The organism is Spiroplasma corruscae, from assembly GCF_002237575.1.
Classification (GTDB): Bacteria; Bacillota_I; Bacilli_A; order Mycoplasmatales; family Mycoplasmataceae; genus Spiroplasma_A; species Spiroplasma_A corruscae.
Genome location: NZ_CP022535.1, coordinates 329,000 through 343,296 on the forward strand (window position 1 = coordinate 329,000; position 14,297 = coordinate 343,296).

General features: G+C 25.4%; 14 protein-coding genes. 13 read left to right on the forward strand and 1 reads right to left on the reverse strand.

Annotated elements, in window-relative coordinates; genetic code table 4:
• Nucleotides 1-78 precede the first annotated feature (78 nt).
• From SCORR_RS01585 to mtnN, 4 genes are read left to right on the forward strand one after another with little or no spacing between them, the layout of a single operon-like run.
• Nucleotides 79-1,797, forward strand: a complete 1,719-nt coding sequence (locus SCORR_RS01585) for a hypothetical protein (RefSeq protein ID WP_094048455.1) — start codon at nt 79-81, stop codon at nt 1,795-1,797.
• Nucleotides 1,798-1,822: 25 nt separating this feature from the next.
• Complete coding sequence (locus tag SCORR_RS01590) at nt 1,823-2,686, forward strand: HAD family hydrolase (protein ID WP_094048457.1); 864 nt, start codon at nt 1,823-1,825, stop codon at nt 2,684-2,686.
• Between the two features lie 9 nt (nt 2,687-2,695).
• On the forward strand, nt 2,696-3,796 hold the full coding sequence (locus SCORR_RS01595) for a nicotinate-nucleotide adenylyltransferase (RefSeq protein ID WP_211279186.1): 1,101 nt from the start codon (nt 2,696-2,698) through the stop codon (nt 3,794-3,796).
• Nucleotides 3,786-4,448, forward strand: a complete 663-nt coding sequence (mtnN, locus tag SCORR_RS01600; RefSeq protein ID WP_157705324.1) for a 5'-methylthioadenosine/S-adenosylhomocysteine nucleosidase — start codon at nt 3,786-3,788, stop codon at nt 4,446-4,448. The genes SCORR_RS01595 and mtnN overlap by 11 nt, the downstream gene beginning before the upstream one ends.
• 69 nt (nt 4,449-4,517) lie before the next feature.
• On the opposite strand, the gene SCORR_RS01605 is transcribed toward mtnN, so the two are convergent.
• A complete protein-coding gene (locus SCORR_RS01605) occupies nt 4,518-4,715 on the reverse strand; it encodes a hypothetical protein (protein ID WP_094048463.1) in 198 nt (65 codons plus the stop codon).
• 50 nt (nt 4,716-4,765) lie between these two features.
• Here SCORR_RS01605 and SCORR_RS01610 point away from each other — a divergent pair, with 50 nt between their 5' ends.
• The 9 genes from SCORR_RS01610 to SCORR_RS01655 all read left to right on the forward strand — a co-directional run bounded on the left by SCORR_RS01610 (nt 4,766) and on the right by SCORR_RS01655 (nt 14,249).
• Nucleotides 4,766-6,265: a glycoside hydrolase family 1 protein gene (locus SCORR_RS01610; protein ID WP_094048464.1), complete on the forward strand. Its 1,500-nt coding sequence runs from the start codon at nt 4,766-4,768 to the stop codon at nt 6,263-6,265.
• Nucleotide 6,266: 1 nt separating this feature from the next.
• Nucleotides 6,267-6,875: a hypothetical protein gene (locus SCORR_RS01615; RefSeq protein WP_094048465.1), complete on the forward strand. Its 609-nt coding sequence runs from the start codon at nt 6,267-6,269 to the stop codon at nt 6,873-6,875.
• Nucleotides 6,876-6,944: 69 nt separating this feature from the next.
• Nucleotides 6,945-7,247 carry a PTS sugar transporter subunit IIB gene (locus tag SCORR_RS01620; RefSeq protein WP_094048467.1) on the forward strand — a complete coding sequence of 101 codons (303 nt, stop codon included), beginning with the start codon at nt 6,945-6,947 and terminating at the stop codon, nt 7,245-7,247.
• A gap of 23 nt (nt 7,248-7,270) precedes the next feature.
• Nucleotides 7,271-9,451, forward strand: coding sequence for a PTS sugar transporter subunit IIC (locus tag SCORR_RS01625; protein ID WP_094048469.1), 2,181 nt, complete (start codon nt 7,271-7,273; stop codon nt 9,449-9,451).
• Between the two features lie 291 nt (nt 9,452-9,742).
• Nucleotides 9,743-10,063, forward strand: a complete 321-nt coding sequence (locus SCORR_RS01635) for a PTS sugar transporter subunit IIA (protein ID WP_094048473.1) — start codon at nt 9,743-9,745, stop codon at nt 10,061-10,063.
• Between the two features lie 88 nt (nt 10,064-10,151).
• Nucleotides 10,152-10,679 (forward strand): phosphoribosyltransferase, encoded by a 528-nt coding sequence (locus SCORR_RS01640; protein ID WP_245831797.1) that lies wholly within the window; start codon nt 10,152-10,154, stop codon nt 10,677-10,679.
• Nucleotides 10,679-11,422 (forward strand): class I SAM-dependent methyltransferase, encoded by a 744-nt coding sequence (locus SCORR_RS01645; protein ID WP_094048475.1) that lies wholly within the window; start codon nt 10,679-10,681, stop codon nt 11,420-11,422. The genes SCORR_RS01640 and SCORR_RS01645 overlap by 1 nt, the downstream gene beginning before the upstream one ends.
• Complete coding sequence (locus SCORR_RS01650) at nt 11,422-12,276, forward strand: ROK family protein (protein WP_094048477.1); 855 nt, start codon at nt 11,422-11,424, stop codon at nt 12,274-12,276. The genes SCORR_RS01645 and SCORR_RS01650 overlap by 1 nt, the downstream gene beginning before the upstream one ends.
• Before the next feature lie 125 nt (nt 12,277-12,401).
• Complete coding sequence (locus SCORR_RS01655) at nt 12,402-14,249, forward strand: hypothetical protein (RefSeq protein ID WP_094048479.1); 1,848 nt, start codon at nt 12,402-12,404, stop codon at nt 14,247-14,249.
• Nucleotides 14,250-14,297 lie beyond the last annotated feature (48 nt).

Below are 14,297 nucleotides of genomic sequence, written 5' to 3' on the forward strand. Positions count from 1 at the left end.
AAAAAATTTTTTAAGTTCTGAAAATATTTTTAAAATTAAAATATATTTTATACAATAATAGGTATACTAGGGGTTTAAATGGAAAAAACAAAGTTGTGAGAAGTTCTTAAAGATAAATACGGTGAAGATTATTTATCCTACTTTACAATATTTGATATTAATAAAGATGATATTAATAATGTTTTTGACTCCTTACTTTCTGTGAATGATAAAATTTATGATTATCGTAACTTTATTATTAAAAAGATAAAGGAAAAATACATTTTTTTTACAGAAAATGTTTTTGATAATGGTCATTTTAAAAAGACAAATAATAAAGATGAGATCAATAATAATACTGCATTTTTTAATAGTCTAATCAGTTTATCGTTAAGAATATTAGCGTGTCAATATAATCATATCGAGGATAATGAAGAATACCTTAACATTTCAAGAATTAATATCCCAAAAGTAAGTGAAGAAGTAACTAATGTTTTTAATTATAAAGAAAGTCTTTTATTGTATTACACCTCACTTTATAAATGGTTATTAACATTAATCAATTTCAATCATAATAAAACATTAGACTATTTTTCGAAAGTTGACAGTTTTATTATGATAGCACTTCAAAAAATTAAGTTTTATAAATCATTTTTTATATTAATTTGGATTTATGGAATAATACAAAAAGCTATTTTAGCACATGAATATTGTAAGTCTTTATCAAATAACGAGAATGATTATAATATTAATAATATATTTAACCTAAGTACATTATCACCTGTTAGTGTATTAAAAATATCTAGTTATAATCATATTAGTCAAAATTTAGCGATTAAAAATGCAATGGAAAATAACAAAAACAAATTATTAAAGAATAATTTTGAAAAGCTTATTATTAAAAAGTTAAAAGAACGAGATTTATTAGCTTTTGACTTTAAAGAATATTTTACTATTATGGAAAAAGTTGAAAGTTCTTTTAGTTTTTATTATTCTTTTGAAAGTAATAAGTATTTAGATAGTTTGTGTAATGTTCTATTTTACTCTGATAGTTATGAAAATAATTTAAATACCATTAAAGAGGTTCTTGATATTCATATATATAATAAGATGAAGAACAAAATATACACACAATTAATAAGTACTAATTATGATGTTGATTTCTTTAAAGGAGTTATTTTTAGTCATTCATTGCTCGGTCATAAAAAAACCTTATTCTCATATCCTGAGTTAATTGAAATGAATATTAGGTTAGAGAAAAAAGAGTTATTTACAATTTTAAATGATGAGTTTCAAATAAACTCTATTGTTAAAGAAACATTAAAAGAAGTGATATGAAATTATTTTAGCTCATTAAAGTTCAATAATCCAAATTATATAATTAAGGATATTAGCGGTATAAAATTAAAGAATCAAAAAAAAGAAGAAAATATTGGTGAAGCAGAAAAGTTTGACTTAGCTTTTATAGTAAAAAGTACAAATAAACTTTATCTAATTAAGTTTCTAAGGGTTAAAAATTATAAAAATTTAATGAGTAATTTTTTAAATGATATTTACTTTGGTAATAAATTCGATGAATTTACTTCAAGAAAAGTTACTGGTTTTTATGAAATATATCAAAAAAGTTGGCATAGATTAAAAAAACATTTAGGTTATAAAGATATTGAACAGACAGAATTTGTAGTAATTACTGATGAAGAGCCTAATTATATTATTTCAAAAAAAGTTGATGGAAAAGTAATTCATATTATTAAATATGATGATGTTGATTATTTTTTTAGGAGTTATATATTTAAAGAAATAAATATATTAGAATAATGATTAAAAGTAGTAAAATAATCTTATGAAAGAAGAAAATAATTTACCTTATGTAGCAAGTGATTTAGATGGTACTATTGTTAGAAATGAGGATTTTAAAATATTAGATGAAACAGTTAGAGACATTCTAAACTATCAAGTTGAATCTGAAAGCAAATTTTTTATTGTAACCGGAAGAGCTTATCAAAATATGAAATACTATATTAAACAACTTAAAATTAAGTTGCCAATAATATGTTCAAATGGTTCTGCAATTATAGACCCAATAACAAATAAGGTTTTATTTGAAAACTCAATGAGTGATAGTGTAGTTTTAAAGTTACTTGATCATGCTCATAAGAATAGTCTTGATGTAAATATTTATACAGCTAAAGATTTAATATCATTAAAAACATCTGAAAGGTATAAAAAATATCAAGAATTGTTTGCACATTATCCTAAAGAACTACAACCTGAGTTTATATTTATTGATAGTTATTTAGACTTAATTGAAGATATCAAAAACAAAAAATATAAAACATTAAAATTAATGTATTCATTTGACCCAATTCAAGATAAAGAAAAACATCTTAACTTAGTAAATTTCCTTGATGAAATGAATCTTTATCATCCACAAACATTTATACAGTCAAGATTAATAATGGACGCAATGGAAAAGGGAGTTAATAAAGCAACTGGTCTTGAAAAATGGTGTGAGTTAATGAACGTAGACAAAAACAATATACATGTTGTTGGAGATAATAATAATGATATCGAAATGGTAAGTAGTTTTAAGTATGGGATATCAGTTGGAAATGGTGTTTCAGCTTTAAAAGAAGTAGCAAATATAGTTATTGATACTATTGATAATAATGGAGTGGGAAAGTATTTAGATAATTTGATTAAATAAAGGAATATTATGAAAAAAGTAGCACTATTTGGAGGCAGTTTTGACCCAATTCATACTGACCACATTAATATAATGAAATCTTGTAAGAAAGATTTAAAGTTTGATGAAGTATGGCTGATACCAACTTATTTAAACCCGTTTAAATTAATATCAACTTCAAGTGTTAATCAAAGATTAGAAATGATTAAAATCGCTATAAAGGGTCTTGATTTTGTGAAAGTTAAAACTTATGAAATATCAAAAACTGTACGATCTTATACATATGATACTGTTTGTTATTATAAAAAAAAGTATCCTAATATAAATTTTTCTTTTATTATGGGTTCTGATCAATTAGATAAGTTTGAAAAATGAGATCATTTTAAAAACTTAATTAAAGCTATTGATTTTAAGGTATATAAAAGAAGTGACACATATAATAATGAAATAATAAATAAATACAATTTAGAACTATTTGAATTTGAAAATAATTTTATAAGTTCTACTGAAATAAGAAATCTTGAAAAACTAAATCTTCAAATCAAAGAAGTAAATGACTATATAAATTATAATCTTATGTATCTTTATGAAAGATTAGAATCAAGAATGACACAAGAAAGATATTTTCATTCACTAAATGTTGGACGTTACTCATTAGAACTAGCCTTATTAAATAACTGTGATTTAAATAAAGCTTTTGTTGCTGGAACCCTTCATGATATTGCTAAAGAATGAGATTATGATGAAATGAATGAATATATTAATCTTTTTGATAAAAGCTTATTAAAAGAACCAAAACAAGTATGGCATTCATTCGTTGGTTCTTTTCATCTGAAAAAGGATTGATTAATTGATGACCCAGTAATTACTAGTGCAGTTTTTAAACATACTGTTGCAGATAAAGACATGAGTGTAATTGATATGATAGTTTTTTGTGCAGATAAAATCTCTTATGAAAGAGATTATTTTGATATAGAAAGGTTTAGAGCAGTTGTAAAAGCTGATTTAAAAATGGGATTTAAAGAATTGCTAAAGAGACAGTTTGAATTTGCTAAATTAAAAAATGGAGTCGAAAATATTGGAACTAAGCTTTTAGAAGCATATGATTGATGGGTTACAAATGATAATTAATAAGTATAATTACGCTTTCATTTTCGCAATGTATGATGAAGCAAAAGATACAATTGAATATCTTGGTTTTGAAAAAATAATGGGATTATTCGATATATATAAAAAGGATAATTATTATATAGTTATATCTGGTATTGGTTTGGTAAATGCTTCAACTTGCCTTACATATATGGATACTAAGTTTGATATATCATATTTTATTAATGTAGGTACTGCATGTAGCTTGTCTCATTCATTTAAGCAACTTGATTTTTTTATAGTCGAAGAGGCTTTTCTTGGAAATGTGGATGTAACTGGTTTTGGTTACTCTTTTGGACAAGTTCCAAAAATGCCAAAAAGTTATCTTTCAAACGATCTTTTTAATAAGGAATTAATTAATTTTAAAAAAGTAAAAATACTATCAAGTGATGTATTTATAAATTCTAAGGAAAAAGTTGAAAACATTATTTATAAAGTATCTAAGGATATAGATTTAGTTGATATGGAGTGTGCAGCAATTTTTCAAAGTGCATATATTCTTAAAAAAAGTGTCATTAGTATAAAAATCATAAGTGATGTTGTTGGAACAAATTCAAATGAGAATGATTTTGCAAAAGTAATGGTACAATGCTCAAGCAAAATTAAAAATTTAATAAAACTAATAATAAAATAAAAATATGGAAAATTTTCCATATTTTTATTTTATTATTAGAATATAAATGTATAATAAAAACAAGAATTATTAAATTTTATTAGTTATCTTTAATACTAATAAAACAATTCCGATAGTTCAGAATAATAGTAATGAGAAAAATATTAAAAATTTTGATCAAGAAAAAAATTTATGCATTATTTTATCCATAAATCTAATTATTCCTCAAATAACAAACGGTGCTGCAAATATTATTCCTATTATTATAGCTATTACTTCAGTGCTCATTTCATAACCTCGCTACTACTATTCTATAATAAAAATGAGAGGAAAATTTTATGAAAAAACATGATTTTTTATTTTCGGTATCAACAAATGCATTTCAAATTGAAGGTGCAAGAAGTTTACATGGTAGAACTGACTCGTTATGAGATTGATATACAAAAACTTATTATAAAGTACCACCAGTAGGATCTACAGAAAGAGAAATTAATTCAATAGAAGTATCAAGTGATTTTTATCATAAATATAAATCTGATATAAAAATCATGAAAGATTTGGGATTAAATGCCTTTGTATATAATATGGATTGAACTAGAATTTTTCCAACTAATGAAAATTATATAAACCCAATGGGAATTCAATTTTATGTTAACTTATTTGAAGAACTTAGAAATAATAATATTAAACCTATTCCAATTTTATTTCATTGAGATACACCTATGTGACTAGAAATAAAGGGTGGTTGAGAGTCAAAAGAAATACTTAAAGCATTTAGAAATTATTGCGCAACTGTATTTAAGTATTTAGGTAAATACACAGATATTTGGTTTGTTAATGATGAAAATAAATCATTTACATTAGATGGTTATTTAGGTGACACATTTCCTCCTTGTAAAAATAGTCCAACAAGTTTTGTAAAAGCTATTCATAATTTAAATATGTCGGGTGCAATCGCAAAAGAAGAGTTTTTAAAAGCTAAAGAACTAGGTTATATTACAGAAAGTTCAATACTAGGTATTGATGATGATTGATCACCTCCTGTAATTTGAGGTGATGAGAAAAATGATACTCTTAATAATGAATTATTGGAGAACTATAATTCATGAATGAGAGATTTTTGAATTGATCCAAATATTCTTGGAAAATATCCAAGTGTTTTTTGAGATTATATAAAAGAAAAAAATCTAGACCCTAATATTTTGGAAGGAGAGCTTGAATATTTAAGTAAATATAAACTCGACTTTATTGGTTGGAATTTTTATAGACCTTATTTTATTACAAACAAAAATATGATAATTGATAAAACATTACTTCATAAAGAACCTGTTAATTTTGACTTTGGAAATTTCTCAGTTGTGTTGCCAAAAGAACATAAAAATTATACAAAGTGACTATGACCAATTTTCCCTGAATATTTAGAAGTTGGCTTAAAGGCTTATAAAGATAAATATAATTTACCAATCATGATAATCGAAAATGGTTTTGGAGACTTTGATGATAAATCTAAAAAGCTTATATTAGACTACGATAGAATAAATTATTTAAAACCAATCATAGATATAATTACAAAATGTAGAGAAAAAGAACTAAATCTTTTCGGTTATTCATTGTGGACTTACTGTGATATATTTTCACCTAGTGCTGGATATAGAAAAGACTATGGTTTAGTATCTGTAGACTTCAATTCTCCAATTTTAGAAAGAAAACCAAAACTTAGTTATTGTTGATATAAAAATGTCATTAAATCAAATGGTAAAGTAACAGATTTTAATAAAAAAGAACTAGAAAATGAACTTAATGAATTATTAGATAATTGGAATATAGGATGAAAATAATATGAAAGATATAAAGTTAGAAAATGAAGAAAAATTAATAGCTCAAAAAAATTATGATGATATTGTTGAAAAATTAAATAAACAAAAGTATACTTCTTTATTTGAAGAAAGAAAAAGAATAAGCAAGCTTTTCTCTTCAATGAAAATAAAAAAACCTATTGAAGAAGTTTATAATGCATTTTTACAAATATCATTAGATGATATGAATCCAAATTTAAAAAACTTAGTACTAGAAGAGGGAAGTTGATATAGATCTAGTAAGAAAAACAATAATAATATTTTCAAATTAGAAAAACTTGTTGAAAATAAAGAAATTTCTATTACTTGAGCTATCAAAAATCAGCTGTTTATTAAATCAGTTAAGTTTAGGTCTAATTCTTCAAATAAAATAACTAAAATAACATATTTTGATTTCGCAAAAGGCGATACATCTATAATGGGGTTTTTTGAAAGGCATATATTATCTGTTTATTTAAAAAAGCAGTTCTTAGCATTTAGAGTTCAAGTTTATAAGACTAAATTATTGCTGAATTTATATAAACCTGCCAAAGTTGTTATTGTTAATAAAAAAATAGATAAATTATTAGAATATATTAAAAATATAATTTAAATAAAAAAAATTCTATTATTTTGTATTATTTTGGAAAAATTAATATATAATTTTCTTAAAGGAGGTTGTATGAAAAAAATTTTATTAGTTTGCTCTGCAGGTATGTCAACAAGTATGCTTGTAAAAAAGATGCAAATGTATGCAACAATTAAGAAAATAGATTTTGAAATTGTAGCTAAAGGCATGGCAGAAGCAAAACAAGATTTAGCTTCATTTGATGCTATAATGATTGGTCCACAAATAAGTTATGCATTAGATGAAATTAAAAAAAATGCTTCCGGAAAACCGGTGGAATTAATACCTACACAAATATATGCACTAGCAAAAGGTGAAGATGCTGTAAAACAAGCATTAAGAATGCTAGAAATGTAATATGTAAGGAAAGGAGTAATAATATGAAGGATAATAAATTTACCCCTGATAAAGATTTTAGATCCAAAGAGAAATTGAATTTTAAATCTTGATTCAAAACAAAATTTATACCGACAATGGCTAAAGCTGGAAATCAAAGATATCTTGCTGCAATTCGTGATTCATTTGGTACAATGATTCCTCTTATTATAGCTGGATCAATTGGTGTTTTAATTAATGCAATTGTGTTTGGTGGAGCTGGATCAGGATACATATCACTACTTGGTCTTTTTGCCAAAGCAGCTCATAGTGATTATACTTGAGAACAAGTTGGTAATTTAATTAGTACTGGTAATGCAGGTTTTGATGGTGCGCCAGATATTCTGGGATGAATGCAAACATCTAAAATATGTGGTTTAGCATTTGGACATATGAACACAGTAACAGTAGGAATGATGTCAATATATTTCTCATTTTTATTTGGTTATTATATATCAATTTCAAGAGGTTTTCAATCACCGATAATAGCAGGTATGGTTTCAACTGCATCATTTATGCTTGCTAGTTTAGGTGAAGTTCAATTCTTTATGGATGCTAAAGGTCTTATTGGTGCCATTATATTCGGTATTATGGCAACAGAACTATTTTTATGGTTATCTTCATTAAGAGCCTTAAAAATAAAACTACCAGATAGTGTACCTCCTGCCGTTGGTAAATCATTTGCCGTATTTTTACCAGTTACATTAACACTTATGGCAGTTAGTGGATTGAATATAATTATTTTAACACTTGCTATTGTAGTATTTAATTGAAATGTTACAGGTAATAATCAAGTTGCTGGATTAAAAGATGTAACTGAAATAGATAGTCTATTTAATGCAATTAAGTCTTTGGGAGGCGAGGGTATTGCTAAACATTTAGGAATTGATTATGCTACAAATCAAAGCTGAATTGATTCATTAGTTACAAACCTTAATAGAGAAAACTTCGCACAATGATACGAAGGTCAAGATTCAATGGTTCAATCTTATGTCGCAACATTAGTTATGACAACAAAATTTGGTGATTCTTCTACTTCGTTAGTGGATTTAGGTAACTTTTATGATATTGCCAAAAATAATATCTTACATTTTGGATTAAGTAATGGATCAATTGATGTTATTACTGGTTCATATATTGGCACAAATTTAGGACCAACACAGTTTGGTGCAAGTGCTGCAATTTATCAATTCATAACATCATGATTTATTGGTTTTGCAACTGGTAATGGTGGATTAGGATTAGGTATAGCATTCATGATATTAGTTGGGTTCTTCTGATTCTTTGGTGTTCATGGATCAAACGTAATGGGTGGAATATTTGAACCAATATTCTTAATGGTCTTGGGAATTAATAGTGCATTAGTTAGTTCATTAGGATATGAAGCAGCCGCTGCAAGTGGTTCTATGGGTGTATTTGCAAAACCATTCTTTGATGGTTATGCATATGTAGGTGGTAGTGGTGCCACATTAGGATTATTAATAATGACATTTTGTTTATCAAAAAGAAGAGAATTAAAAGAAATAGCAAAATATTCAACACCGGCAGGTATATTCCAAATTAATGAACCAGTTATATTTGGATATCCAATGGTTTTAAATGTTGTTTATGTTGTGCCATTTATTTTCACTCCTGTGTTAAATCTAATAATTGGTTATCTATTCTCACCAGCTGTCTTTGGCTTTGTTAAGTATTCATATGTATTAGCACCGTGAACAGCACCGTGATTCTTAACAGCAGTAATAACTTCTCTAGATGCTAGGGCAATTATTCCAGCAATGATCTGTTTTGGAGTAACTATTACTGCATATCTACCATTTGTTATGTTAGATAACATACTATATTTTAAAAAATTAAAACTAAATGACCCTGCAAAATATGAAGAAGAAAAACGTTATTATGGTGATAAATTATACAGATTTAAAATTGATACAGATACAAAATATGAAAATATGCAAAACAAAGCTGAGTATATTTTATTAAATGCAGAATCTTCAAATGAGTTTTGGGCAAAAAGAATGGTAAATAAACAAAAACTTGAAGAACGAAAACAAAATCAAATTGAAGCAGCAAAAATTAAAAGAGAAAAAGTTTTAGAAAAATCAATAATTTATAAAGAAAATAGAGATAAAAAGTATATTATTCTAGAACAAAAAATTAAAAACAAAAAACAAAAAAGTGTATAAAATTTAGAAAAACTGTCTTTTGACAGTTTTTCTAAATTGAAACAAATAATGAGGTAATAACAATTGCTATAACTATTATTGTACATACTATTATACCGATTACATACATTTTTAATTTGAATGCGAAATAATGATGCCAAATTTTTTCCATTGACTCAAATATTATATAAATAATTAAACAAATAATTATAGGTATAAAACTAAAATAAGCTAAATCAGATATGTGCATAGTTATAACCAACTTTCAATAATATTATAGCAATTTTATTTAAATTATATGGAGGAGTAGTTATGGAAATATTAAACTTTGAAGAAATTTCTTTTACAATAATTGCAAATGCAGGTGAAGCAAAAGGAAGAGCTATTAATGCAATAAGGTTAGCTAGGGAAGGTAAATTTGAAGAAGCGAAAGTAGAATTAGATTTGTCTGAAAAATCAATGGGCATTGCAGGTCATAGTCATTTAGATGTAATTTCTGCAGAAGCATCGGGAAAGAAGATTCAAATTCCAGTTTTATTTATGCACGCAGAAGATCAATTATTAACAACAGAAACTGTTATTTTATTAGCAAAAGAAATGGTTGAATTATATAAATTTATTAAGAATAAATAAAAATTAATTAAACGTTCATACATAGATTTTAATTAATTAATGTATAAATGTTTTTTTAATTTATAATTAATTTGTTTAAGAGGTAAATATGATAGATAACAATAAGTTTGAGTTACTAATTTCTAAAGAAGAAATACATAAGAAAATAAGTGAGTACGCAGATAAATTAAATAAAAAGTATAGTGGAAAAACTTTAACGGTAATCGCAATCTTAAATGGAGCAATATTCTTTTTCACAGATTTATTAAAAAAACTAAATTTTCCAATTAAAATGGATACAATAACCGTTTCAAGTTATGATGGTATTAAATCAACTGATGATTTAAATTATCATAAAAAACTAGTAAAACCAATTGTTGAAAACGAAGATGTATTAATTATTGAAGATATTATTGACACTGGTAAAACAATGAACTCAGTTTATGAGTACATTAAATCGTTAAATCCAAAGTCATTAGAGTTAGTTGTATTAGCTTCAAAGTCGGATACAAAAAATAAGTTTAATTATGATTATGAATCATTATTTGTTGTTCCAGATAAATACATTGTAGGTTATGGTTTTGCAATTGATGATCTTTATAGACAACTTGAAGATATTTATATAATGAAGGATTAATGAAAAATCTTTATTTAAGTTTAAGTAGTCTAGTTTATGATTTTACAAAACCGCCAGGAACTTCAATTGATGGTGATATAGAATTTTATAAAAAAGAATTAATTCCATTAGAAGGAAAAATATTAGAATTAGGTTGTGGTAATGGTAGACTATCAATTCCGCTAATAAAATATAATGTTGACATTGTTGGTATTGATTTATCAAAGGATATGCAATCGCTTTATGAAAATAATATTTCCATTAATAATTTAAAAGGAAATTATATTAATAATAATATATTTGATTTAACTACAAATGATAAATTTAATCATATTATTGCTCCAAATGGATTTATTAATTTAATAAATAAGTCGTTAATAAATAAACTTTTTATAAAAATTAACAGTATATTAAAATTAGGTGGAAAATTAATTATAGATTTAATTTATCCAATTTATTATAAAGAAGGAATAATTAATACTAACGAATATCATATTAATGACGATATTATTAAGGTGGAAAATATTTCTAAAAGTATTAACTTTATAGAACAAAAAACTCTAAATATTATAAAATATTATAGAAATGACAATATTGAAGAAGTTCAGAATATGGAATTGAATTGATATTGTCGCTATGAAATTATTAAATACCTAGAAGATAATGGTTTTAATATTACCCAAGTATTTTGAAATTTTAAAAAACAATACGTTAGCAACTTTAATACTTTAACTATTATTTCTATAAAGAAAGAAGGATTATAATGAAACTAGCAGTAGATATTGGTGGAACTAACATAAGAATTGCTATAATTGATGGAAAAAACATTGTTGTTAAAGATTCTATTACTTCAGAACCTAATGATTTTGAAAAAAATTTTAAAGAAATTATTGAATTAACAAATAAATGAAGTTATGATATTGATTTCATTGGGATTTGTTGTCCTGGTCCTTATGATCCCAAAACAGGTATAATTATTAACTCTAATAACTTACCAGGTTGGAATGGAATTCCATTAAAAGAAAAGTTTCAAAAAGCTTACAATACTGATAATGTAAAGTTAAATAATGATGCTAATATTGCAGCGCTTGGTCAATTCTTGATTAGAGATAATATACATTCATTATTATACTTTACCATTTCAACTGGAATTGGTGCTGGTTATGTTTGTAATGGGAAGATTTTAGAAGGTTTTACAGGAAATGCCTTAGAAGTTGCTAATTCTATCCCGGATATAAGTGCTATAAATCCAACAAAATCTGGTATAGAATTTATTGCTAGTGGAAGAAATATACTTAAAAATTTATTAAATGAAGGTCTAGATATAAAAGATACTAAACATGCATTTGAGTTATATTATTCTAAAAAAAACCCTATTATTAATGCATACTTTGGATTTATAGAAGAAAAATACATTGAGTTTTTTTCTACTGCAATATATTTTTTTAACCCAGAAATAATAGTTATTGGTGGCAGTGTTGCATTACACAATAAAGATTGATTTGAAAATATATTTCAAAAAGTTATTGATGTGACGAAAGATATAAGTTATAAAACAAAATTTGAATTTGCAAATAAATTAGATGAATCAACTTTATTAGGTTGTGCGTTAATGTAAATTTTATTTTGTTTTTTTATTTATAATATTATGTATGCATAATTAGTGTATAATAAGTGCCTTAGTACTTTAAAAATAGGAATAAATAGTGTATAATCAATTTAAATTGATTTTAGGGGGTAGCTATGGCGTCTAATAATTCAGAGAGAAAATCTAATGATTCAAAAAGAAATGATCAAAAAAATAAAGAATTTGAATATGTGTACCAAACTTTTGGTCAAAAAGCTCTTGCATTAATTAATAAATACAATTTACAATCTGACGAGAGTTACAAAAAACTAATATCTTCATACGAAAGAATTGACTCTTTACCTAAAGATGACCCAAGAAGAGTTAATCTTATAGATTTATGAGAGTCAGAATTTAATAGAATTTTCAAGTTTTTTTGAGAAGGTTATATTAACACTAGTAAGAAAAGTTCAGGTGGTTCGGGAAGTAAAATTGATGGATGAAAAGAACGTTTAGATGTTAAACCCGTCTCAATGTCTCCCAATCAAAAGAGACAAGACTTATTAAATCGATTATCTGGTGGAAATAAAACTATTAATAGAAATACGAGAGAAGATATTTTAAGTAGGGCTGGTTATCAAAATCAATCAAAAGTTGAGCAGTTTAACTTTACTGCAACACCTAAAACAGGTAAAAATATTCATGAAATTGAGAATATTCTTAATGACTTAGATACTGGTGCAGATGATACACTTGAACCAGAAAGTTTCTTGAAAAGTGGGTATTTAGCGGATAGAAATGAAAATAATCAAATAGTTAATCAAAGTATAGAAAAAGACCTTAATGATTTTGACTTTGATCAAGAAACTCAAATTATGACTGCCGATGCTGTTCCTGACCCAAATCTTGAAGATTTTGTTAAAGGCAATAACACTTCCTCTAATTCTTATACCGAAGAAATTGAAAATAATCAAGATTTTATAGCTAATGAACAAATGAGTAGAGCTGAATTTAACGCTGTTAATAAGATTGACTATGATGAAAATCTAGTTCAAAGTGAAGAAAATACAGTGGCCGCTCTTGAACTTGGACTTGATTTTTTTCAAAGAAATATAGGTGACGGTTTTTATGATAAACAAAAATTAAGTGTAAAAGAAGATGATTTTGAACCTTTTAAATATAATTCAAAAGATGAAATTATAAATCCTTTGAAAAAAAATATAGTTTCAAAAGAAGGTTTTGAAATTAGTAAAAATGAATTAAGATCTGAAATATTTGATGCAAGTAAAAAGAGAACAGAAGTTGAATCTCAAGAAATTAAAAAACCATATCATGAAATAAAACCAATAGGTAATTATCAAATGAAGTTTGATGTTTTAAAAAGACCTTCAATGAAAGAACTTTTGGAAGAACATCGAAATGAAAATAAAACAATTGATGAAATGACTGAAAAAATTGAGTTCCTAAGAGAGCTAAGAAATGAAAGACGTCACAGAATCAATTTATTAAAAATTGAAAGAGCAAACAGCTACATTGTTGCAAGATCAAGAAAAATTGCAGAAGCACGTGAGTTGAGAAGAATCAAACAACGTGAAGAAATTAATCTTAAAGCAATTCAAAAAGCTGAAAGAATGAGAAGGCTTCAAGAAAGACAACGTCTTATTGAGTTAATGAAAGAACGTCAAATGAAGAGAACCGAGGAGAAAAGAATAGCCACGGTTCTTAGACTTGAAAGAGAAAGAAGACTTGAAAGAGATGCTAAAAATAGAGCTGAAATTTCAAGTATTGATGCTCAAATTAGATATGAACAAGAAATGATCAAAAAAACTGAGCTTAAAATGAAGGCGTACTTCACAAGAGTTCATGACGATGAATTATTTGACGAATCATTAAAATTAGCAAGAAAAACTGATAAATATAAAACAATTGAAGAAAAAGCCTTAGAGATTCAACAATTAGAAGATCAAAAAAGAAAAGATAGAATTGATAAAATTAGTAAAAAGTTTACTAAGAATATCAAATAACTTTAATAGGCAAGTTTTTTTATAACTTGCTTATTTTTATAAAAGTAC